Genomic DNA, 22,115 nt, shown 5'->3' on the forward strand with positions numbered 1-22,115 from the left:
TTAAGCGCTTTCGCCGGAATTCTGTGAATTTCCCTCAACAAATTGACCCATTGCACGGAATTTTCGATAACGGGCCTCCCTCAAATCATGGTCCGAAAGCGCCAATAACGCGTTGAGATGCCGTTCCAGGGCTGCCCGCAGAGTCTGACCAGCCTCCAGAGGAGCCCAGTTGTTGCCACCGGACGGTTCCTCCAGAACCTCATCCACCACACCAAGCTCCAGCAGGTCGCCGCCGGTGATCCGAAGGGCCGCCGCCGCATCGGGGGCCTTGGCCGCATCACGCCAGAGGATTGATGCGCACGCTTCCGGACTGGCCACGGTGTAGACGCTGTGCTCGAACATCAGCAATCGGTCGGCCACTCCGATACCCAGGGCTCCACCGGAGCCGCCCTCGCCGATCACCGTGGCGATCACAGGGACCCGAAGCCGGAACATTTCGCGCAGATTCACAGCAATGGCTTCCCCTTGCCCCTGCTCTTCCGCCTGAAGCCCTGCGTAGGCCCCAGGGGTATCGATGAAGCTCAGGATCGGGAGCCGGAAGCGATCCGCATGTTCCATCAACCGCATGGCCTTGCGATACCCCCCAGGAGTGGCCATCCCGAAGTTGCGGGCGACGTTCTCCTTGGTGTCACGCCCTTTCTGATGGCCAATCAGCAGAACAGCCTGATCCCCAAGACGCCCGACTCCACCGACCAGGGCCTGATCATCGTTGCCCCGCCGATCACCATGCAATTCGATCCAGTCGTCGCAGAACATCTGGATGAAATCCAGGGTGCTGGGACGATTCGGGTGGCGGGCCACCTGAATCTTCTGAGCCGGGGTCAGCCCCTGGAAGATCTCCTGACGACGGCGGGCGGCCAGGGACTCCAGCTGATGGAGCTGCTGACTGACATCCACCTCGGAATCCCTGGCGAGCTGACGAATCTGTTCGATCTGCTGCTCCAGTTCAACCAGAGGCTTCTCGAATTCCAGTAGGGGACGGCGAGGCATGGCGATGGAATCAGGCGGCAGCGGCCTGGGCAGAAGGGTTGAGGTTCAGCGTGGAAAAACCATGGCGCACCGAAGCAGCTCCGATGAAGTCCATTTTCTCGAGGGTGATGTTGTTTCTGCCCCAGCTGAAGTTCGTGTGACAGCGTTCGAATTCCAGCAGCATCGCCTCGGCGAAGCAGGCGAACATCTGTCGCTGGGGCTTCTCCATCTCGGCAATTTGCATCATGGTCCAGCCGATGTCCTTGCAGAACTCGACAATTCCGCCCTTGAGCACGTGAATGCCGCCACCGGCAACCTTTGAGTCGAGGTTTTTCGGGTAACCCCCATCAATCATCAGACAGGGCTTGCGCAAGCTGTCCTGATCAATCTCCAGGGTGCGCGGCATGCTGGCGACCCACACCACCACGTCCGCCTCGGGCAATGCCTCATCAAGGCAGAGGATGCGACCACCGCCGATCTGGGCCTGAAGGTCCAGCAAGGGCTGTTGCTGACGGGCCACCAGCAGCAGTTCTCCGACACCGGTCCGCGCTGACAGCCAGCGGCAGACCGCACTGCCGATGTCGCCGGTGGCGCCCACCACGGCCACCTTGGCGGTTTTCAGATCGATGCCAAGGGTGGGTGCATTGTTCTCCACCTGACGGCAGATCACCCAGGCGGTGTGGGTGTTGCCGGTCGTGAAACGCTGCCACTCCAGGGTCGTGCTGCGCACCGTCTGGTGCTGCAGCAGGTTGAAATTCTCAAAAATGATCGAGGTGAAACCACCGAGGGCGGTGATATTGATCCCCTTCTTCTGTGCCAGCTCCATGGCATTGAGAACCTTCCGCCGAGCTGTTTTGAACCGACTCAGCATCTCCGGAACGAAGCAGGAATCGATGTAAGCACCCTTGATCGTGGTTCCTGTGGGGCTGGAGATCTCCACGTGTTCCACGAGCTGTGGCGGAGCACTGCACCACACATCGAGATCTCCATCCGCAATGTGATCGAAACCCAGTTCCATCGCCTTGCGACGGGCTGCATCGAAGCTCGTTGAATGCCCGATCAGACCAAACATGCACCCGCTCTAAACACGCCGCTAAAGACGACCCGATCGCCCATGCTCCCACGGCGACGTGGGAAGACGATCAAGGTCCTGTGAACAAACCGGCCAACGGTCTTGACTCAGACCGAAAGGGCAGCAGCAGCCATCCGGGCAATGTCTCTTGAGGTGAAGCCGATTTCACCGAGTGCTTCCTGATAGGCGATCAGAAAATCCTCGATCAGGTCCTCCTTCTCCATGTGAAGGACGGCTGCATCGGAGGCAACCTCCTCCAGCATCGAGCGAATCAGGGGAAGGTTGGCTTTATTGGCCTCGAACAACTCGTCCCTGCTGGCTTCGAAATTGGCCTTCAGCCATTCCTGGCCGTAGTTGAGGTGGGTGTACTCGTCCTTCACCACGCCTTCCGTGATCTTGCGGGCGAAAGGATCGGCCACGGGAATATAGATGTGATAGGCCGAGATCGCAAAGGCTTCGATCAGCAGGGCCTGAATCAGCAGGCAGGTCACCACCTTGCCCTTTTTCAGGGCCGCCTGGAAGTTGCCGTGCAAGGGCTCGAAAAATGTCTTGGCGAAAGCCATATCGGCCTCCACACCGAGGTTGCGGCCACAGGATGTGAAGCCCTTCATGTGCTTCATCTCCATCCGGGCCAACTTCGCCAGCTCATCCTTCTGATCAGGGATCAGGGTGCCGAGGGAGATGTAGTTGTCGTGAGCTTCCTGCTCACCCTCAATGACGATCGCGTTGATGCGGCTGTAGGCATCCTTGTAAGCCTCAGTGGTGAAATCAGGCAGCGCATCAAGCCCCTCCACCACAGCTGCCTCGGGTGCATTGAGGGTCGTCATAGGACGTGGTCCACCACTTTCAGTGCGACCGAGAATAACCAGGACCCAAGACCTTGGAGAGGTCAGCGTTCTCAGTTCAGGACGCAGAGGTCCTGTCAACGGGCTCCGCAGGCGCCGGCCAGTCGCTCACCAGCAGAGCGCGTAAGCGCTTAGTCCAATGCAGCACCAGGCGCTGTTCCAACGCCTTGCCAAGCTCTGCGGAAGCCGTGCTGCTATCTCCGATCACACCACTGCGACTGAGATCCTCCATCAACCAGGCGGAGGGAGCCGCCCCCTCGAGACTCCAACCGCTGGGGGGACAAGGCGTGCCCTCCAATCCAGGCAGACCATCCACCGGGCGCTGTTCACCCACCAGCTCAGAGGCCAGATGAAGCATGAGTGAGGTCTCCGCCAAGCCGGCGTGAAGACCGTTCTCCAGCTCATCCTTCGGCAGGAGATCGACAAGACCGTCAACTCCACTCCAGAGGAAACAGGGCAGAACGGCCATCGCCGGACAGCGTTGCCGCAACTCTCTGGCCGCCACCTGGAGCAGGGCGATCTGGCCCCCATGGGCGTTGAACAGCACCAGACGACGCCATCCCATGGCGGCCAGCTGTTCCCCCAGCTGCACCACCACAGCGATCAGCAAGTCCGAGGAGAGGCTGAGGGTGCCGGGGAAGGATCGATGCTCAGGGGAGAAACCCACAACCTGGGTCGGCAAGCGCCAGATCGGCAGGTCGGGACCGAGTTCGGCCAAAACCGCCTCTGTGATCCGTTCGGCAAACAGGGCATCCGTCTCCAGGGGGAGATGGGGACCGTGTTGTTCACAGGCACCGAAGGGCCAGATCAGGGTTGAACCATCAGCGTTGGCCATCGCCTGGATCTCAGGCCAGGCGAGCTGCTCATAGCGGTGCTGATGGCCAGTCATCGAAACTCCCTCTGCATGGTCCCAGGCCAGTCCCTCCCTGTCAGAATGATCGATCCATCATCTCTGGTTCATGGCCGCAGCCGGCAGTTCGCAGCCCAATCGCCCCAAGGCACCGCGAGCGGCCGCGACCCCTCCGCTCCAGGTGATGAAGATCAACCGTAAGGAGGAGCAGGAGCAGTTGCAGCGCGAGGCGGCTGAAGCGCGTGCCGCTGCTGAAGCTGCAGCCGAAAAAGCCCGGCTACTGGAGGAGAAAGCGGGTCTGATGGGTCCCCCCAGAACAGCCTCGACAGAGGCTGATGAAGATCGATTCGACATGGGTGCCATGGAAGGCATGACCATGGCGGATCTGATGGGAGCGCCCGACAAGGCGCCCCGCCGTCAGGAGGACAGCAAGCCGCGCAGCGTTGACGACTTCGATTTTGATGAAGAGGCCTTCCTTGCCGCCCTGGACGAGAACGCTCCAGTCGGCACCACAGGAGAGGTGGTTGAAGGAACGGTGATCGGCCTGGAGAGCGACGGCATCTACGTCGACATCGGGGGAAAAGCCCCAGGATTCATGCCCAAAAGCGAGGCCGGCCTCGGGGTCATCACCAACCTGGGGGAGCGGTTCCCCAAGGGGCTGCAGGTTGAAGTGCTGGTCACCCGTGAGCAGAACGCCGACGGCATGGTCACCATCAGCTGCCGGGCCCTTGAATTGCGCAAGAGCTGGGACAAGGTCAAGGAGTTCGAAAAGGAAGGGAAGGTGGTGCAGGTCATCGTCAACGGTTTCAACCGTGGCGGTGTGACCTGCGACCTCGAAGGTCTACGGGGGTTCATTCCCCGATCCCAGCTTCAGGACGGCGAAAACCACCAGGAGCTCGTGGGCAAGACCCTTGGGGTGGCCTTCATCGAGGTCAATTCAGAAACCCGCAAGCTGGTGCTGTCGCAGAAACGTGCTGCTGTGGCAGCCCGTTTCCAGGAGCTGGAGGTGGGACAACTGGTGGACGGTGTGGTCGCCGCGGTCAAGCCCTACGGGCTGTTCATCGACTTGGGTGGAATCAGCGGCCTGCTGCACCAGTCCGCCATCACCAATGGCAGCCTGCGATCCATCCGCGAAGTGTTCGATCAGGGGGAGCGGGTTCAGGCCCTGATCACGGAGCTGGACCCCGGCCGCGGACGCATCGGTCTGAACACCGCGTTGCTGGAGGGACCGCCCGGTGAACTCCTGGTTGAAAAAGACAAGGTGATGGCAGAAGCCAGTGATCGGGCCAGTCGCGCCCAGAGCATGCTCAAACAGCGGGAACAGGACGCCGGATGACCACCACTCCGACGCTCGGCGCGGATTGGGAGCTTGACTTCTATTCCCGACCGATTCTTGAAGCCGACGGACGCAAGCGCTGGGAACTGCTGATCACAGCGACCCCTGCTGCGGATGCCAAGGACACACCTTTCCGTTTTTCAAAACGCTGCCCATCCGGAGAGGTGAATTCCCTCTGGTTGAGTTCCGCCCTGGAAGAGGCCCGACAATGCGCCCTCGATGCAGGCTGGCCGGCACCTCGACGCCTGCGTTGCTGGCGCAGCTCCATGCGAACCATGGTGCAGCGGGCGGCCACGGAGCAGGATCTGGAGATGATCGCCAGTCGTCGCACCTACGCGCTTCTGGATTGGCTGCAACATCGCGAACAGGAGGTCTACCCCCAGGAGGAGGGCTTCATGGCAGGGCCTCTTGCTCCACCACCAGCGCCGATCGCCACCCCAGCAGTGCCTCTGCCCGAAGAGGTGCAAGGCGATGCCTGGTCCTGGGCGTCTTTGCCGGCGGATCTTCTGCGTGACGCCTCGGACTGGCCGACCAGTTTCAGCGGCCTGTTACCCCTGCCAGCAGGACTGGACAGCGACCAGGCGGTTCCTGGACTTCGTCTGTTCAGCAACAGTCGCGCCCTGGCGATGGCCGGCTGGCTCGGAGGTCTTGAGCCGGTTCGGCTTCTGGTGGAAGGTCGTCAGCTTGTGCTGGAGGCAGGGCAGGACGACCGCTGGTTGGTCAGTGATCTGGATGCAGCCGCGGCAGATGCCATCGCTGGGGACCTGGCCCGGTCGAAAGAACTGGGCAAGGGGCTGCAATTCATCGCCATCCAGACCAGCCCCGAAGAGCAGGCGTTCGCAGGCTTCTGGATGATGCGGGATATCGCCACCCTTTAGGACCCATACCGATGGAAGGCCGGGATCCTTTCGATCGCCCCGACAACAGCTTCAACACCCTGCAGGGCTGGACCTGGATCGGTTGCTACGGGGGGTATTACCTGCAGTGCGACCGTCTGCATGAAGCGGGTTTTGAGCACGGATTCTTCACACGACGCTGGCAGGGTCGAGGCCCCGACGAACTGGCCGGTTACATCAGCGCTGGCATCAGCGTGCACCGCCCGCAACAGGTGCACAGCGGCGTCGTGCTCGCCGCCGACCGGGCCAACGGCGAACCTTGGCCTGAGGGTGATGGTCTGGTGAGTACTGCCGGGAGCCAAAGCCTCTGGGTGTGCGGTGCCGACTGCACCCCTGTGCTGATCGCTGATCCCGGCACCGGCCACGCCGCGGCCTGTCATGCCGGCTGGCGCGGTGTCGCGGCCGGGATTCTGCCCACGGCCCTCAACCGCCTGTTGGAACGGGGTGCCCGGCGGAAGGATCTGGTCATCGCCCTGGGCCCAGCCGTGAGCGGGCAGCACTACCAGGTGGGAGAGGAGGTGGTGGAGGCCATCGCCGCATCGATTCCAGGCGATGTGGACCTACCTGCAAGCGGAGCTGTTCTGCCGGATGAGCAACCGGCTCGGCATCGTCTGGACATCCGTGCTGCTGCCCGGTTGCAACTCCAGCAAGCGGGGGTTGCCGGCGACCAGATCGCCCACTGCCCGCTGTGCACCGTGAGCGAACCTGACCTCTTCCATTCCTGGCGACGGGATCAGGTGAAGGCGGTGCAATGGAGCGGCATCGTCAGTCAGGCCGTTGCGTTGGAATCCGATGCCAGCAGCTGACGAGCCAGCGCTTCGGCCGCCCGGATGCCGTCAATTCCAGCCGAAAGAATGCCGCCGGCGTAACCCGCCCCCTCCCCTGCCGGCACCAAGCCCTGCACATTGAGGGATTCCAGCGCCTCATCCCTGGGTACACGGACAGGCGATGAGGTGCGGGTTTCCACGCCGGTGAGCACCGCATCCGGATGGTCGTAGCCCTTCAGCTTTCGGGCAAAGGCTGGCAACGCCTCCCGCAAGGCCGAAGTGATGGGAGTTGGCAGCAGTTCTGCAAGATCGGCGGGATGCACCCCTGGTTGATACGAGGCTGCAATGGCACCCAGCCGAGTGGATGGCCGCGCCGCCAGGAAATCCTCCAACCGCTGTGCCGGTGCGGCGTAGCTGTGTCCCCCCAGCCTGAAGGCACGCTCCTCCAGCTCCCGTTGCAGGGCAATTCCCGCCAACGGATCCCCGGGGAAGCGTTCAAACGGGGCCAGATCGTCGGCATCGAGGGCCACGACCAGACCGCTGTTGGCGTTGCGCTCGTTGCGGGAATGCTGGCTCATGCCGTTGGTCACCACCCGGCCTTCTTCAGACGTTGCGCCCACCACAAATCCTCCAGGACACATGCAGAAGCTGTAGACGCAGCGACCGTTCTCGGCATGGTGCACCATCTTGTACTCGGCCGCCCCGAGACGCGGATGGCCCGCCGCCTCTCCCCAGCGGGCAGCATCGATCAAGTGCTGCGGATGCTCGATCCGCACCCCCACCGAAAACGGTTTGCGCTGCAGCTGCACACCGATCTGCTCCAGCATTTCAAAGCAGTCCCGAGCTGAATGACCGGGGGCCAGCACCAGATGGCGGCAGGGAATCTCCGTTCCATCGGCCAGCACCAAGCCATCGAGTTGAAACGGCTTCTCAGCACTGATGTCGCTGAGCTGAAGGCGTGTCACATGACTGTTGAAGCGCACCTCACCCCCCAGGGCTTCGATCCGAGCCCGCAGGCCGCGGACGACCGTGGCGAGCTTGAACGTGCCGATGTGGGGGCGGTGCAGCGTGAGGATCTCCTCGCTGGCACCACAGGCCACCAGCTCCTCCAGCACCTTGCGGCCGTAGTGCTCAGGATCGCTCACCTGGCTGTAAAGCTTGCCGTCAGAAAACGTTCCGGCACCGCCCTCACCGAACTGGGCATTCGATTCCGGGTTGAAAGGGATGGTCCCCCGCCAGAAGCCGAAGGTGTCAGCGGTGCGTTGCTTCACGGCCTGACCCCGTTCCAGCAACAGCGGGCAAAAGCCCATCTGCGCCAACAGCAGAGCAGCGAAGTAGCCACAGGGGCCTGCTCCGACCACCACCGGCCGTTCAACAGAATCCAAGGGGAAGCCAACGGGGGCATGACCGACGGGCCGGTAGCGGGTGTCGGGAGCGGGACGCACCCGTCCCTTGTTGCCGATGCGTCGCAGCAGGGCGGCTTCACCCTTCACCTGCACATCCACGCTGTAAATCAGCTGAATCCGATCGCGACGACGGGCATCGATGCTGCGCTTGACCAGCCGCTGCTCCAGCAGCTGTTCCGGCGTAACCCTCAGACGCCGGAGGACGGCCTGCGTTAACTCCTCTTCGGTGTGATCCAGCGGCAGCTTCAGCTCAGCCAGTCGCAGCATCAGCTTGCTTGCCATCGGCCTTCATTCGATCAGATGACGTCCCCTGAAGCAGGCCTGCCACCGCCCGACCCGACGGGGTCATGCCGGCCCGCAGGCGGAAATCACTCGCCGCCGCCCTGAGGCGCAGCGACTCGCCCTGCTGTCGATGACGCAGGGCGGAGCAGAGATCGACGGCGTCCTGATCAGGATTTACCCAGCCCATCGGATCAGGGTTCCCTTCATCCGATACCGGCAGCGGCGCCGCTTCCACCAGCGCCAGCACGCGCGCCGTGTCGTAGCCCGCCGCCGCGAGCAGGTCGGGGGCCTCCCCCCAGCGGCGGCTGAACTGCTGTTCAAAGGCCAGCCAGTTGTCACCACGGGCTGGATGTTCCAGGCCGAGTTGCTGCCAGGGCACCTGGGGCAGATCCTGCAGCGCGTCCGGATCGGACAGGTACACCCAGTTCGGAGTCCAGGGAGCACCGCCACCGAAGGCACCATCGCGTTGCTCCCGCCGCAAGCGGGAGGCCAGAGGCCCGTCGGGTTGGTCGGCCACCACCACCGTCCCGGCCCATGAGAAGGTCATGTCCTTGCGGAAACGATCCAGCCGTTGATCATCCGTTGGATCCACCTGCTGAACCGGGGTGGTTTCGTAACTCTCCACCAGACCACCAGAGGCTTTGTAGTGATCGACGAAGGTCGTCGACAAGGTGGCTTCGAGCGAATTTGGATCAGCCACCACCATGGCCCGCTCCCAACCGGCTTTGAGGGTGGCCTCCACGGTGGCCTTGACGTCATCTTCAATCGATGGGACCAGCGGCCAGAGCTTGTCGCGGCCCTTGAGATCCCTGAGGGTGTCGATCGACTCACCGCGCTGATACGGAAGCAGAACGCTGATTCCGAGATGCTGAGTTAGGGCGCTGAAGGCGCGTAGATCGGCTGAGGGTGGCGCCACGACGATGTGGTGATCACCGCGGTGAGGCAGGTGTTCAAGCGGAGACTGATCTGGCCTCAGTGAGACCCAACGCACCGCAGGCAGGGGATGACCGCAGGCCCTGACCGTCGCCTCGCCAATGGAAAAGCCCTGAAGGAAGCGATTGCGAAGGGTTGCGTCGCCTGGAGCCGAGGGCAACATCACGACGATCCTCTGTCGCGGTATCGCACTGGAGACGAGGGCCTGGCAGCCGATCACGACAGCTGCGAGACAGGTCCAAGAAAGCCAGGGACGCGGTGCCGACCTCGACATGAAACGGGAACGCCAACCCCACCAAGTGAAGCTAGTGAGAACGGTTGTCGTCGTCCGGTTTTGTCACCGGATCGTCGGACGATGGAACCTGGGACAGCAGTCCGGCCCCCAGCAGTGCTGCACCGATGGCGATGGCCAGGCCGCGGTTATCGGCAGCAGCGCCCTGCCCCCAGGCCGCCGTTGCCAGGAATGCGCCGCCGAGCAGGAGACAGGGCACCAGAACGATGCCACGGGCAATGCGGTTGTCTGCCATTCAGACCGGCTCCGTTGGGCAGGTGTCTTTCGCCAGGCCCGCACCCACTAAGCCGGCACTGAGATCCAGCTCATCGCCAATGGGCGTGACCCTGGCCAGCAACTGGCCTTCGCTGCGTCCCACCGGGCGCAGATTGACTCGCCTCCGACGGGGGAGTTGCTCCTTCAACCAGTCGACGGCAGAGGACTCCGCATCAGGCTCGACGTCGATGCAGGCCAGCTGGACCGTGTAATAGCGATTCCCGTCACCCACCTGCAGAAGAGATGCGGTACGCACCTGCAGCACCTCAGCTGCCGCTGCCGGTGAAGCAGCAAGCAGCCCAACCAACAGGCAACTCAGCAAACGCAGGATCACAGAGACGCTCCGCACTGGGGGCAGAAGCGATGTTCATGGGCGGTGGTGGCGCCACAGGAGCCACAGGTTCGCGTCGTGCCCATCGCCAGCTCGGGATGGGAGGGGAGTCCCACCATCTGGGCATTGCTCTTGCCTGGGGGAACCATCGGGTAACAGTTCTCTCCGCGCCTCACATGCACGTCGATCATCATCGGAGTCGGTGATTGCAACGCTGCTGCGAGATCGCGGTGCAGGGCCTCACGCTCGGTGATCTTGACGCCATCCACACCGAAGGAACGGGCCAGGGCAATGAAATCGGGCATGCCGTTCAGCATGTCGGAAGAGGAGTAGCGCTCCTCATAAAAGCTTTCCTGCCACTGACGCACCATGCCCTGCCAGTGGTTGTTCACGATCACCACCTTCACGGGCAACCCGTAGGCCGCCAGGGTTCCGAGCTCCTGGATGTTCATTAGGATGCTAGCATCGCCGGCGATGCAAACCACCTGACGGTCCGGCATGGCCACCTGGGCCCCCATCGCGGCCGGCATCCCAAAACCCATGGTCCCCAGGCCGGCACTGCTGATCCAGCCCCTGGGACCGTTGCGCAGGTACTGGGCGGCCCACATTTGATGCTGACCGACATCTGTGGTGACGATCGCGTCGGGGGCCAGATCCCTCACCGCCAGAAGCACTTCCTGGGGGTAGATCGCCCCTTCCGTCGGAGGAATCGTGAGGGGATAACGCTCCTTCCAGGTGTTGATGCGCTCCAGCCAGGCCGCTGTGCGGGGTTCCGCCGTGCGCTGGAGACTGATCTCCACCATCCGCGCCAGGCTCAGCCCGAGATCGCCCAGGACGGCCACATCAGCCCGGCGGTTCTTGCCGATCTCCGCCGGATCGATCTCGAAGTGCACCACCCGGGCCCGGGGCGCGAAGGTGTCCAGTTTTCCGGTGACACGGTCATCAAACCGGGCCCCCACAGCGATCAACAGGTCGCACTCGGTGACGGCGAAGTTGGCGTAGGCGGTGCCGTGCATGCCCAGCATGCCCACAGAAAGTGAATCGTTCTCATCAAAAGCACCTTTGCCCATCAGGGTGGTCGTGACCGGCAGCTGATAGCGCTCGGCCAACAAGCGGAGACTGTCGTGGGCGCCGGCTGAGATCGCGCCACCACCGACGTACAGCAGCGGACGTTGGGCCTGCTCGATCAGATCGAGCGCCGCCGCCACGGCCGTATCCAGCGGGGGCTCAGGCCGATGGAAACCGCCTGGGATAACGGAACCGGGCTCCACCGGCACGTAATTGAAGTGTTCCTGCCCCACATCCTTGGGAATGTCGATCAGCACCGGACCGGGGCGTCCGCTGGCGGCGATCAGGAACGCCTGAGCCACGATCGACCCGAGGTCAGCCGGGTCACGCACCACCCAGGAGTGCTTCACGATCGGCAGGGTGATGCCGAAAATATCGGTTTCCTGAAAGGCGTCGGTCCCGATGGCCGGGCGGGGGACCTGCCCGGTGATCACCACCATCGGCACGGAATCCATCTGGGCCGTGGCGATGCCCGTCACCAGGTTGGTGGCCCCTGGACCAGAGGTTCCGAAACAGACACCCACCTTGCCGGTGGCCCGTGCGTAGGCATCAGCGGCATGGGTTCCCGCCTGCTCGTGGCGCACCAGGATGTGCTTCACCCAGCCTTCGCTCTCAGCGATGTGCAGGGCGTCATATATCGGCAGGATCGCCCCGCCCGGGTAACCGAAGATCGTGTCCACCCCATGTCGCCGCAACGCATCCATCAGGGCTTCCGCGCCGCTGATGGTCTGAGGCGTATCGGAATCCAGTCCACCGACAACCGTTGATGCGGAAGTAAGGGTCACGGCAACTGGTCAGGAATGACCCTCAAGGTTAAGGGCCTGCAGCTCCTCTGGCTCGGTGGCTTCGGATCATGGCCCTGAGAATCAGCGCCGGATCGAGCCATTTCCCCTCGTATTGAATTCCCCAGTGCAGGTGCGGGCCGCTGGTGCGCCCGGTCATACCCACCTGCCATATCACCTGCCCCGCCTGAACAGCCTGGCCTGAGCGCATCCGCTGCTGCTGCAGATGGCAGTAGATGTGCTCGTAACCACCGGAGGCCACCACAACGCCGATGCCGCATGACGCGTCATGGATGGTGTCCACGACCCGGCCGGACCACCAACTGAGCACAGGGGACCCCAACGGTGCTGCGATATCAAGACCGGTATGGGGTCTCAATTGACCATCCCCGCCGCGGCGAAGACCGAAATGACTGGTGTACCCGTCGAACACAGCAATGGGAAACACCCCGGCGCTCCAGCGGACATCCGCCTGAGCCGGCAAAACGCTTGAAACGAGCCCAAAGGTGACGAGAGCCCCGAGCAGCGACTCAGAGCAGGCCGAGAGCATGCAGCGGGCCATGGCCACTGATCAGCTCCAACAGGAAAGCGGAAAAACCGAGCATGGCCAGGCGTCCGTTCCAGACCTCGGAACTGTTGTTCCAACCCCATTCCCATTTCTCCTGGGGATACAGCTTCACCTTGGTGGGCAGTTCCGCAGCTGCATCGAGGCTCACCTCAGGCCCCTCCAGACTGCTGGTCACCAGATCCGCCAGACCCTCAATGAAGGGGGGATAGGTATCGAGGGCTCGCACCCGGCGGAAATTGACCACCCCGGCTTCGGTCGCCAGCTCCCGGTATTCGATGTCGATTTCCTCAAGCGTCTCGATGTGCTCGCTGACGAAGCTGATCGGCACCACCACCAGATCGTTCGTCTTGGCCTCTCCCAGCTGCTCGAGCGCCTCCTCGGTGTAGGGCTTCAGCCACTCCACCGGACCCACTCGGCTCTGGTAAGCCAGGGTGTGGGGGTTGGCGTGGCCCATGTGCTCCGCCAGAGATTTCATGATCAGGTCCGTGCAGGCCTCGATCTGCTGCTGATAGGGGTCTCCGGCTTCCTCCACATAACTCTTGGGGACGCCGTGGGCACTGAAAAAGACATGGGCCTTTTCCGGGTCATCGCTGTTGCGCACTTCTTCCGCAATCAGCTCAGCCATCGCCTTGATGTAGCCGGAGTGATCGAACCAGCTTCGGATGCAGCGAATCGGCAGCTGCTCGAAGGCAGCGTCTCCCTGACGCAGCCGCTGCAGTTCCCGGAAGCTGGATCCGCTGGTGCTGATGGAGAAGTGGGGATAAAGAGGCAGCACCACCACCTCATCCATGCCATCCGCCTTCATGTCCGCCACGGCGGATTCCGTGAAGGGATGCCAGTACCGCATCGCGACGTAGGTGGTGGCGTCGAGTCCCCGCTGACGCAGCAAACTCTGCAGTTCCCGTGCCTGCTGCTCGGTGATCCTGCGCAGCGGTGAACCTCCACCGATCGAGCGGTAGGCCTCCTGGGATTTGCCGCTGCGCAGCGTGCTGATCAACCAGGCCAGAGGTTTCTGCAGCGCTGGGCTGGGCAACCGGATGATCTCCGGATCAGCAAACAGGTTGTAGAGAAATGGGCCGACATCCTGAATGCGTTCGGGTCCCCCCAGATTCAGCAGGACGACGCCGACGCGGGACATGCCAACAATCATGAAATCAGGGGGTTGAGCGTAACCCGCGTCAACGTCATGGTGGGCGCCGAAGCCACAGTCATGGACCTTCGCAACAGCCTGAACCTCCTCAACACACAGCTGGCGGTCCAGGGGACGCGCTTGCGCATTGAGCAACGGGGCCAGACCCTCAACCTCAGAGGCCCCCTGCCGCTGCGGGATGCCCCGTCCACATTCAAGGTGCAGCGGATCAGTCTCGGGCTTCAGGCCGATGCCGCTGGCCTGCAGGAGGCCAAGGAGACCCTGGACCAGGTTCAGCGTCAGCTGGATCGCGACCGATTCAACTGGGAGGACTGGCAGATCCCCCAGCGCCGACCCACCGGACCTGGAGCCGACGCAGCGATCCGCACGTTTGAGGAAGCCTTTTTCAAGGACCCACGCCGCCGCCGCGCCGCCGCCGGTAGCCGCACCACCTGGAGTGGGGCCTATCTGCCCTATCTCAGACGGCTGAGCCGCTTCAGCGGCGAGGCCCCCCTCAACGCTGCCTTGCTGCTTCAAACCTTGCGCAGTTACGAGGAGGGAAGTCGCAGTCGCCAGCAATGTTCGACGGCCCTGACGGCCCTGGCTCGCCACGTCGGTGTTGCCTTGCCGGAGGACTGGCGGGAGGAAGCCGGCGGCTACGGCCTGCATCGAGCCCGCTTCCGGCAGCTGCCCACGGATGCACAGATCCTCGAAGCAGTGCTGAAGATCCCGAACCCTCGCTGGCGACTGGCCTACGGCTTGATGGCCACCTATGGATTACGGAATCACGAGATTTTCTACTGCGATCTCAGTGCTTTGGCCGATCAGGGTGACCGGGTGATCCGGGTGCTGCCCACCACCAAAACAGGAGAACACCAGGTGTGGCCGTTTCAGCCGGAGTGGGTGGACCGCTTCAGCCTCTCCACCCTCGGGGGCAGTCAGGGTGCGCTGCCCCGGATCCAGACCGATCTACGCCGCACCACGCTGCAGCAGGTCGGACGACGGGTGAGCGAACAGTTCCGCCGCTACGACTTGCCCATAACGCCCTATGACCTGCGCCATGCCTGGGCTGTGCGCACCATCCACATCGGACTTCCCGATACGGTGGCCGCCAGGATGATGGGGCATTCCGTGGCCATCCACACGCGGACGTATCACCACTGGATCACGCGTCGTGATCAACAGCAGGCGGTGGACGCGGCGTTGGCGCGTCAGCAGGCCTGATGAGTTCCTTTCTACGGCCACTGGCCTATCGCCATCGCTGGATCTACGACCTGGTGACCGCCGTCTCGTCGTTGAGTGTGGGCGGCGTGGACCGACTGCGGGGGCTTGGGTTGGAAGCCTTACGCCCCCATTTAAAACCCGAAGCGACCGTGCTGGACCTCTGCTGCGGCAGCGGCGAGGCAGCTGCCCCCTGGCTTGAGGCCGGCTTCCGTGTGACGGGCCTTGACATCTCGCCCCGTGCCCTGGCCCTTGCAGCTCAGCGGTATCCAGCGATGGAGCGGGTGGAGGGGTTGGCAGAGGACCCACCTTTGAAAGAGGCCAGCTTCGCGGCCATCCAAATGAGCGTGGCGCTGCATGAATTCCCCCGAACGGACCGGGAAGCGGTGCTGACGAGCTGTCTGCGATTGCTGCAGCCCGGTGGCTCGTTGGTGCTTGTGGACCTGCACCCGGCTGGACCCTGGCTTCGTCTGCCGCAACGGCTGTTCTGCGCCCTGTTTGAAACGGACACGGCCACGGCCATGCTGGAGGACGACCTCCCCTCCCAGCTTGAGCGGATTGGATTCACTGCGGTGAATCAAGACCTGCTGGCGGGCCAGGCTCTGCAGCGAATCACCGCAACCCGTCCCCGAACCAGCGCGACCCCATGAGCACAAGCGATCTCGATCAGTCCGCCGCCGAACTGGGCATGGGAGGCAAGCTCGCCCCCGAACCGGACGATGCCGGTTATCGCAAGCGGATGGAGCGGCGCCAGCAAGTGCAGAAGCAACGGGTGGAGGAACGCAACAAGGAAAAAGGTCTGGTCCTTGTGTTCACCGGCCAGGGCAAGGGCAAGACCACTGCTGGGCTGGGCCTGGTGCTTCGCACCCTTGGCCATGGCGAGCGGGTCGCGATTGTGCAGTTCATCAAGGGGGGGTGGGAACCCGGAGAAGCACGCGCCCTCAAAGCCTTCAGGGATCAGGTGAGCTGGCATGCCCTTGGAGAGGGATTCACCTGGGAGACCCAGGACCGGGAACGGGACCAGCAACTGGTGGAAGCCGCCTGGCAGACCGCCCTCGGTTATCTGGGCGATGCTGCCGTGAGACTGGTGCTGCTCGATGAACTGAATGTGGCGCTGAAGCTCGGTTACATCAGCACCGAAACGGTGATTGCCGGACTCGATGAACGCCCGGAGCTCACCCATGTCGCTGTGACAGGTCGAGGGGCACCCCCGGCCCTCGTGGAGCGAGCTGATCTCGTCACCGAGATGACCCTCGTGCACCACCCATTCCGCGAACAGGGCGTCAAGGCCCAGGCTGGAATCGAATACTGACGATCAGGCCGCCGACTCCAGATCCTCGTTGAGGCGCTTGGTGGCTTCCGTCAACACCGAGAGACCACTCACCAGAAGAGCCCGATGGACCACAGGATCCCTCCAGCAGGCTGGATCACGGCTGGCCCGTTCCAAAGCCGACAGGGTCAGCCTTGCCATCACACCGCTGTGGCTGCTGTCGGTCTCGGGCATCCGATCGGAACGGTTCACCCATCCAAACGAAACGCAGGTGATCTGACCAGTGCTTGCTACTGTCATTTGGATCTGGGAACCGGATGACCTATTCCCGTGTGCTGCTGAAGCTCAGCGGCGAAGCCCTGATGGGAACGCAGGGGTACGGAATCGACCCCGCCATCGTGAATTCCATCGCTTCCGACGTCGCCAAGGTGGTGGCCGATGGCACCCAGCTGGCCATCGTGGTCGGTGGCGGCAACATCTTCCGAGGTCTCAAGGGATCTGCCGCCGGAATGGAGCGGGCCACGGCGGACTACGTGGGCATGTTGGCCACGGTGATGAATGCCATCACCCTTCAAGACGGATTGGAGCGTGCCGGGGTCCCCACCCGGGTGCAGACGGCTATCGCCATGCAGGAAGTGGCTGAGCCTTACATCCGCCGCAAGGCGATGCGGCACCTGGAAAAAGGGCGGGTGGTGGTGTTCGGGGCAGGGTGTGGCAACCCCTTCTTCACCACCGACACCACCGCCGCCCTCCGTGCTGCGGAAATCAACGCTGATGTGGTGTTCAAAGCCACCAAGGTGGACGGCGTCTACGACAAAGATCCGGCCAAGCATGCCGATGCCGTGAAGCACGCCCATCTCACCTATCAGGATGTGCTGAGCGGCGAACTGGCTGTGATGGACAGCACCGCCATCGCGTTGTGCAAAGACAACAACATTCCGATCGTGGTCTTCAATCTGTTTGAACCTGGCAACATCGGCAGAGCCGTATCAGGAGAGCCGATCGGATCCCGCATCGGCAATCCCGCCTGACCACGCACGACTCCTTCCAGAGAACCCAATGTCGATCAAGGACCTCGAAGCCAGCATGCGCAAGTCGGTGGAGGCCACCCAGCGCAACTTCAACACCATCCGCACCGGACGGGCCAACTCCTCCCTGCTCGATCGCATCAGCGTGGAGTACTACGGCGCGGAGACACCGCTGAAGTCCCTGGCCACCCTGTCGACGCCAGATTCACAGACCATCCAGATTCAGCCCTTTGACATCAGTGCTTTGGCATCGATCGAAAAGGCCATTGCCATGAGTGAACTGGGCTTCACCCCCAACAACGACGGCAAAATCATCCGGATCAACGTGCCGCCCCTCACCGAGGAACGCCGCAAGGAGTTCTGCAAGCTGGCCTCGAAATACGCTGAAGAGGGAAAAGTGGCCCTGCGCAACCTGCGTCGTGATGCCATCGACAAGATCAAGAAGCAGGAAAAAGACGGTGACTTGTCCGAAGATCAAAGTCGGGATGAACAGGACGGGGTGCAGAAGACTCTCGACAAATTCATCGCCGAGCTCGAGAAGAATCTCGCCGACAAGGAAGCCGACATCCTCAAGGTGTGAGCATCGGTTCTGATCGGATCCACGACGCGCTGATTGTCGGATCCGGGGCTGCTGGTGGTGCAGCAGCTTTCCACTTGGCGGCTGCTGGACACGACGTGGTCGTGCTGGAACGCGACACGGAGCTGCGCATCAAGCCCTGCGGCGGTGGCATGGCCGCCTCCGTTCAGCAGTGGTTCCCTTTTTCGCTCGAGCCGGCGGTGGAGCAGGTGATCCGCCAGGTGGACTTCAGCTGGTGTTTGAACGACCCGGTGATCGCTGAGCTGCCGGGAGCGGCTCCGTTCTGGATTGTGCGGCGTGAGCTGCTGGATCAGTTGCTCAGTGAGCAGGCGATTCAGGCCGGTGTAGAGCGGATCAATGGGGTCGACGTGGATGATGTCACCCGCCAAGGTGACGTCTGGACGGTGACGTCGACGGATCAGCGTCAATGGCGCGGCCGGAGCGTCGTGATCGCTGACGGCTCCCAGTCGCCATGGCCCCAACGGCTGGGCCTTGGAGCGAAGCAGCCTCAGACGGCCACCACCATGTCGGTGCGACTCAAGGGTCAAGGCAAACTCAGCGATGGCACCGCCCGCTTTGAATTCGGTCTTGTGAAACTGGGCTTCGCCTGGGCCTTCCCTCTGGCCGGCGGGGTCAACATCGGCGTGGGCAGCTTCATCGGCAAACAGGACGCCGACCCGGAACAGGTGTTGGCAGAACTGCTGCCGGATCTGGGCTTCGCTGCCGATGCCGGCATCCGTCAGCGCGGCCAACTGCGGGTGTGGAATGGCCATCACCGGCTGGATGTCAACGGCATCGTGGTGGTGGGCGATGCGGCATCCCTGTGTGATCCGTTTCTGGCGGAAGGGTTGCGCCCGGCTCTGATGAGTGGCTGTGAAGCCGCTCTGCATCTCGACCGCTGGCTCAAGGGTGAGAGCCGTGATCTGCGCGGTTACACCCAAAGCATGCGCGAGCGCTGGGGCGAATCCATGGCCTGGGGCCGGCGCATCGCCCAGGTGTTTTATCGGTTCCCTGGGGTGGGGTATCAACTCGGGATCAAGCGACCAACGGCACCGCGCAGGATTGCCCAGATCCTCTCCGGCGAGATGGGATACGGCGACATTGCCCAACGGGTGATTCGCCGGTTGTTGCTTCAACGCAACTAAAGTTCAAGGCTGAGCTGCAGACTGTCGTTGTCGGGCTGCTGTGGCTTTCGTCGTCGGCGTGCTGTCGTGGGCTTCAACCCCGCCTTGCGGGAGCCATGCCTGCGTTGAATCGCATCGGCATGGCGATCGAAACCTGTCGATCGACGAATCGCCCAGATGCGATCTTTGGCCTCTTGCATCGAGGCGGTCACATCAACGATCGGGGTTGGCCCGCCCCCGCCGAGCATCCAGGGCTCATGGATGTGAACCGTCGGCACCTGCTTGAGTTCAGGGCACCACTGGCGAATGAACACCCCTTGAGGGTCGTGGTCCATGCCCTGTTTGATCGGGTTATAAATCCGAATCGTGTTGATCGAGGTGCTGCCCGACTGCATCTGGCACTGACTCCAGTGAATCCCAGGTTCGTAATCGACAAACTGGCGCGCCAGATGCAGGCCACTGTCCCGCCAGGGCAGCCAGAGGTTGTAACTAGCGAAGGACATCAACATCGCCCGCATGCGGAAATTGATCCAGCCATGGGCACGCAGGGCGCGCATGCAGGCGTCCACGAATGGGACGCCGGTGCGCCCTTCGCACCATGCCGCTAAACGCTCGCTATTCGCATCGCGAATGCCGCGCATGAAGGGGTGGAAATCGTTGAATTCAATCGCCGGCTGATCCTCCAGCTTCTGAATGAAGTGACAATGCCAGTGGAGACGCGATTCAAAACTGCTGACGCCGCGTCCGCTGTGGCGGCGGCTGGTCTGCAGCACCTCCCGCATCGACAGACAGCCCCAGCTCAGATAAGCCGAAAGCCGGGAGCACCCGCTGAAGGCGGTGTTCGGACTCGACATGGCGCGTTGATAGCGCGGGGCCCGGCGTTGCAGAAAATCGCTCAAAACCCCCAGACCGCTCGACCGTCCACCCGTCTGCCGCTCCGGACAGCGATCCAAAGACAACTCTGCACAGGGCCGCTCGGGGATCACGCCAGGATCCATGCCCTCCAAAAGATGAAAACCAGCAGGCGCTGGTGCGATGGGCTCTGTCATCTGAACCTCCCAGCGCTTGGCCCAGCCATTACGGCTGCGCATCCGGCGTGTCACCCCGAACTGAGGGATTTCCGTCCAGACGATGCCGTGCTGACGAGCCCAGGCCCCCACACGTTTGTCGCGCTGATAGGTCCAGCCGTTGCCGGTTTCCTCATGGCTCCACAACCCAGCGATGCCGAACTGGCGTCGGGCCCGCTCGAGCACCTGCACCACATCGCCGATCCTCACCACCAACGGTTGGCCCAGATCCGCGAGGGTCTGACGAAGCTCCAGCAACGACTCCCGACAGAACAACCACTGCCGTTCGGAGGCATCGGGTTGCTGCCAGAGCTCGGGTTCCACCACGTACAGCGGAAGCACAGCGCCACGCTCAGATGCCTCCAGCAGAGGCCGGTGATCGTCAACCCGCAGATCGCGCTTGAACCAGACGACCTGCAGGGACGACAAAGGGGGGGGGGTCAGTTCACACCCATTTTGATGTCGCGAAGGCGTTCATCGATGGAGGCCAGCAATTCGATCGCGAACATCGGGGCTTCCTGCACCGCAAACAGAAATTTCTCCCGCGTCATTTCAATCAAACGACAATCCTCCACTGCCGTTGCAGTGCCAAGACGCTCGTGATCACCCATCACCAGCGCCCCGGCCCCGAACACGTGCCCCACAGGAATGTCTTCATGTCCCTGGTTGCCTGCACTATCAGTCCAGGACAGACGGACGGATCCTTCGACAATGCCATACATCGTCGAACCGACATCACCGGTTTTGAACAGAACGTCACCGCTGTTCAGAGACAACACCTCGCTCTTGCTGGCAAGGGCGCGCATGGTGTCAAGGGCATGCATCGGCTTAAGACGACTGGTGAAGGATCAGGCCGTGGTCAGGGTCAACGCCGCACCGAATCCCTTACGCACCTCCTCAGGGGTCAGGCGCCCGTCGTGGTCGAGATCAAGGGCGTCAAACACGGCATCGCTACCGAGCCACTCATCGCGGGTGATGGATCCGTCGCCGTTCATGTCGTTGAGCATGAAGATCTCCTGAACGGCGTGACGGAAGGCTTCACCACCTTCCAGTTCAGCGAGACGATGAGCCAACTGATGCTCAAGGGTTTCAATCGCTTTGCTGAAGCCTTTGATGCCCTCGCCGAGCTTGTCTGTCGCCATACGGTCTTCCGCCATCATCGCGTCGAAGCGTTCGCGATCCACATGGATTTGTTCTTCACCACCGATGGGATTGGTCGCATCCAACTTCTGGCTTAAGGCTGCTTCGCTCTCGCGCAGCTGATCCAACAGCTTGGGGGAGATGGTCAGCAGATCGCAGCCCGCCAGTTCCGTGATCTCATCCAGGTTGCGGAAACTGGCACCCATCACCTCGGTTTTGTAGCCGTAGGTCTTGTAGTAATTGAAGATCCGAGTCACCGAGATCACACCGGGGTCTTCAGGACCGGGATAGGAATCACGACCCGTGTCGGCCTTGTACCAATCCAGGATGCGCCCGACAAAGGGAGAGATCAGGGTCACCCCCGCTTCAGCGCAGGCCACGGCCTGACCGAAACCGAACAGCAGTGTGAGGTTGCAGTGAATCCCTTCTTTCTCCAGCACCTCGGCCGCCTTGATTCCTTCCCAGGTGGACGCGATCTTGATCAGCACGCGGTCGTTGCTGATGCCAGCATCGTTGTAAAGGCGAATCAACTTGCGCCCCTTCTCGATCGTGGCGTCGGTATCAAAGCTCAGGCGTGCATCAACTTCAGTGGACACCCGGCGGGGAACGATCTTGAGAATTTCCTTACCGAAGATCACACTGATTTCGTCCAGGGCTTCATGCACCACGTCCTCAACGTGAGCCTCACTGCCGATGAGCTTGCGTGAGGAGCGCAGCGCTTCATCTATCAGACTCTGATATGCAGGAATTTGTGCAGCGGCCAGGATCAGTGAGGGATTGGTCGTCGCGTCGCGGGGGGTGAACTTACGGATTGCCTCAAGATCACCGGTGTCCGCCACCACGACGGTCATTGCGGAAAGCTGATCGAGCAGGGTTGCCATGGTGGGAACGGGACCTGTTATCGCAA

24 protein-coding genes are annotated in these 22,115 nt (G+C 62.3%); 9 read left to right on the plus strand and 15 right to left on the minus strand.

Annotation, left to right across the window (positions count from 1 at the left end; genetic code table 11):
- The 4 genes from SynA1528_RS08795 to SynA1528_RS08810 form a co-directional block, all read right to left on the minus strand.
- On the minus strand, nt 1–990 hold the full coding sequence (locus tag SynA1528_RS08795; RefSeq protein WP_186586431.1) for an acetyl-CoA carboxylase carboxyltransferase subunit alpha: 990 nt from the start codon (nt 988–990) through the stop codon (nt 1–3).
- A gap of 10 nt (nt 991–1,000) precedes the next feature.
- Entirely contained in the window at nt 1,001–2,041 is a 1,041-nt protein-coding gene (locus SynA1528_RS08800) for a long-chain acyl-[acyl-carrier-protein] reductase (protein WP_186586432.1), read from the minus strand.
- Nucleotides 2,042–2,148: 107 nt separating this feature from the next.
- The gene (locus tag SynA1528_RS08805; RefSeq protein WP_186586433.1) at nt 2,149–2,868 is read right to left on the minus strand and encodes an aldehyde oxygenase (deformylating); all 720 of its coding nucleotides are present in this window, start codon (nt 2,866–2,868) and stop codon (nt 2,149–2,151) included.
- A gap of 76 nt (nt 2,869–2,944) precedes the next feature.
- Entirely contained in the window at nt 2,945–3,775 is an 831-nt protein-coding gene (locus SynA1528_RS08810; protein ID WP_186586434.1) for a creatininase family protein, read from the minus strand.
- A 70-nt stretch (nt 3,776–3,845) separates the two neighbouring features.
- Between SynA1528_RS08810 and SynA1528_RS08815 the strand changes: the two genes are divergently transcribed.
- The 3 genes from SynA1528_RS08815 to pgeF are packed head-to-tail and all read left to right on the plus strand — an operon-like array spanning nt 3,846 to nt 6,774.
- Entirely contained in the window at nt 3,846–5,072 is a 1,227-nt protein-coding gene (locus SynA1528_RS08815) for a S1 RNA-binding domain-containing protein (protein WP_186586435.1), read from the plus strand.
- Complete coding sequence (locus tag SynA1528_RS08820; protein WP_186586436.1) at nt 5,069–5,950, plus strand: Tab2 family RNA-binding protein; 882 nt, start codon at nt 5,069–5,071, stop codon at nt 5,948–5,950. The genes SynA1528_RS08815 and SynA1528_RS08820 overlap by 4 nt, the downstream gene beginning before the upstream one ends.
- Nucleotides 5,951–5,961: 11 nt before the next feature.
- On the plus strand, nt 5,962–6,774 hold the full coding sequence (gene pgeF / locus SynA1528_RS08825) for a peptidoglycan editing factor PgeF (protein WP_186586437.1): 813 nt from the start codon (nt 5,962–5,964) through the stop codon (nt 6,772–6,774).
- Here the strand turns inward: pgeF and SynA1528_RS08830 are convergent.
- The 7 genes from SynA1528_RS08830 to hemH are packed head-to-tail and all read right to left on the minus strand — an operon-like array spanning nt 6,738 to nt 13,790.
- Nucleotides 6,738–8,408, minus strand: coding sequence for an NAD(P)/FAD-dependent oxidoreductase (locus tag SynA1528_RS08830; protein WP_186588372.1), 1,671 nt, complete (start codon nt 8,406–8,408; stop codon nt 6,738–6,740). The two genes, pgeF and SynA1528_RS08830, sit on opposite strands and share 37 nt — an antisense overlap.
- Complete coding sequence (locus SynA1528_RS08835; protein WP_186586438.1) at nt 8,392–9,630, minus strand: ABC transporter substrate-binding protein; 1,239 nt, start codon at nt 9,628–9,630, stop codon at nt 8,392–8,394. The genes SynA1528_RS08830 and SynA1528_RS08835 overlap by 17 nt, the downstream gene beginning before the upstream one ends.
- Nucleotides 9,631–9,661: 31 nt before the next feature.
- A complete protein-coding gene (locus SynA1528_RS08840) occupies nt 9,662–9,883 on the minus strand; it encodes a GIVxVP protein (RefSeq protein WP_186586439.1) in 222 nt (73 codons plus the stop codon).
- A complete protein-coding gene (locus SynA1528_RS08845) occupies nt 9,884–10,252 on the minus strand; it encodes a nuclease (protein WP_286187797.1) in 369 nt (122 codons plus the stop codon).
- Entirely contained in the window at nt 10,234–12,087 is a 1,854-nt protein-coding gene (ilvB, locus tag SynA1528_RS08850) for a biosynthetic-type acetolactate synthase large subunit (protein WP_186586440.1), read from the minus strand. The genes SynA1528_RS08845 and ilvB overlap by 19 nt, the downstream gene beginning before the upstream one ends.
- Before the next feature lie 28 nt (nt 12,088–12,115).
- Entirely contained in the window at nt 12,116–12,646 is a 531-nt protein-coding gene (locus tag SynA1528_RS08855) for a M23 family metallopeptidase (protein ID WP_286187798.1), read from the minus strand.
- Nucleotides 12,615–13,790 carry a ferrochelatase gene (gene hemH, locus SynA1528_RS08860; protein ID WP_186588375.1) on the minus strand — a complete coding sequence of 392 codons (1,176 nt, stop codon included), beginning with the start codon at nt 13,788–13,790 and terminating at the stop codon, nt 12,615–12,617. Before hemH ends, SynA1528_RS08855 begins: the two co-directional genes overlap by 32 nt.
- Nucleotides 13,791–13,862: 72 nt before the next feature.
- Between hemH and SynA1528_RS08865 the strand changes: the two genes are divergently transcribed.
- Genes SynA1528_RS08865 through cobO form a run of 3 tightly spaced genes read left to right on the plus strand, consistent with a single transcriptional unit; the run spans nt 13,863 to nt 16,314 of the window.
- Complete coding sequence (locus SynA1528_RS08865; RefSeq protein WP_186588376.1) at nt 13,863–15,005, plus strand: site-specific integrase; 1,143 nt, start codon at nt 13,863–13,865, stop codon at nt 15,003–15,005.
- Complete coding sequence (locus SynA1528_RS08870; protein WP_186586441.1) at nt 15,005–15,652, plus strand: class I SAM-dependent methyltransferase; 648 nt, start codon at nt 15,005–15,007, stop codon at nt 15,650–15,652. Before SynA1528_RS08865 ends, SynA1528_RS08870 begins: the two co-directional genes overlap by 1 nt.
- Complete coding sequence (cobO, locus tag SynA1528_RS08875; protein ID WP_186586442.1) at nt 15,649–16,314, plus strand: cob(I)yrinic acid a,c-diamide adenosyltransferase; 666 nt, start codon at nt 15,649–15,651, stop codon at nt 16,312–16,314. The genes SynA1528_RS08870 and cobO overlap by 4 nt, the downstream gene beginning before the upstream one ends.
- A 3-nt stretch (nt 16,315–16,317) precedes the next feature.
- Here cobO and SynA1528_RS08880 read toward each other — a convergent pair whose 3' ends face one another.
- Nucleotides 16,318–16,506 carry a hypothetical protein gene (locus tag SynA1528_RS08880; RefSeq protein ID WP_186588377.1) on the minus strand — a complete coding sequence of 63 codons (189 nt, stop codon included), beginning with the start codon at nt 16,504–16,506 and terminating at the stop codon, nt 16,318–16,320.
- 83 nt (nt 16,507–16,589) lie between these two features.
- Between SynA1528_RS08880 and pyrH the strand changes: the two genes are divergently transcribed.
- The 3 genes from pyrH to SynA1528_RS08895 are packed head-to-tail and all read left to right on the plus strand — an operon-like array spanning nt 16,590 to nt 19,022.
- Nucleotides 16,590–17,303 (plus strand): UMP kinase, encoded by a 714-nt coding sequence (pyrH, locus tag SynA1528_RS08885; protein ID WP_186586443.1) that lies wholly within the window; start codon nt 16,590–16,592, stop codon nt 17,301–17,303.
- Nucleotides 17,304–17,331: 28 nt separating this feature from the next.
- Nucleotides 17,332–17,880 carry a ribosome recycling factor gene (gene frr / locus SynA1528_RS08890; protein ID WP_186586444.1) on the plus strand — a complete coding sequence of 183 codons (549 nt, stop codon included), beginning with the start codon at nt 17,332–17,334 and terminating at the stop codon, nt 17,878–17,880.
- Nucleotides 17,877–19,022, plus strand: a complete 1,146-nt coding sequence (locus tag SynA1528_RS08895) for an NAD(P)/FAD-dependent oxidoreductase (protein WP_186586445.1) — start codon at nt 17,877–17,879, stop codon at nt 19,020–19,022. The genes frr and SynA1528_RS08895 overlap by 4 nt, the downstream gene beginning before the upstream one ends.
- On the opposite strand, the gene SynA1528_RS08900 is transcribed toward SynA1528_RS08895, so the two are convergent.
- From SynA1528_RS08900 to SynA1528_RS08910, 3 genes are read right to left on the minus strand one after another with little or no spacing between them, the layout of a single operon-like run.
- Nucleotides 19,019–20,497 carry an FAD-binding domain-containing protein gene (locus tag SynA1528_RS08900; protein WP_186586446.1) on the minus strand — a complete coding sequence of 493 codons (1,479 nt, stop codon included), beginning with the start codon at nt 20,495–20,497 and terminating at the stop codon, nt 19,019–19,021. The two genes, SynA1528_RS08895 and SynA1528_RS08900, sit on opposite strands and share 4 nt — an antisense overlap.
- Before the next feature lie 11 nt (nt 20,498–20,508).
- A complete protein-coding gene (locus tag SynA1528_RS08905) occupies nt 20,509–20,892 on the minus strand; it encodes a Crp/Fnr family transcriptional regulator (RefSeq protein ID WP_186586447.1) in 384 nt (127 codons plus the stop codon).
- A gap of 24 nt (nt 20,893–20,916) precedes the next feature.
- Nucleotides 20,917–22,089, minus strand: a complete 1,173-nt coding sequence (locus SynA1528_RS08910; RefSeq protein WP_186586448.1) for a transaldolase — start codon at nt 22,087–22,089, stop codon at nt 20,917–20,919.
- Nucleotides 22,090–22,115: the final 26 nt, after the last annotated feature.

Origin of the sequence: Synechococcus sp. A15-28, from assembly GCF_014280175.1 — a bacterium.
In the GTDB taxonomy this organism is placed as follows: Bacteria; Cyanobacteriota; Cyanobacteriia; order PCC-6307; family Cyanobiaceae; genus Parasynechococcus.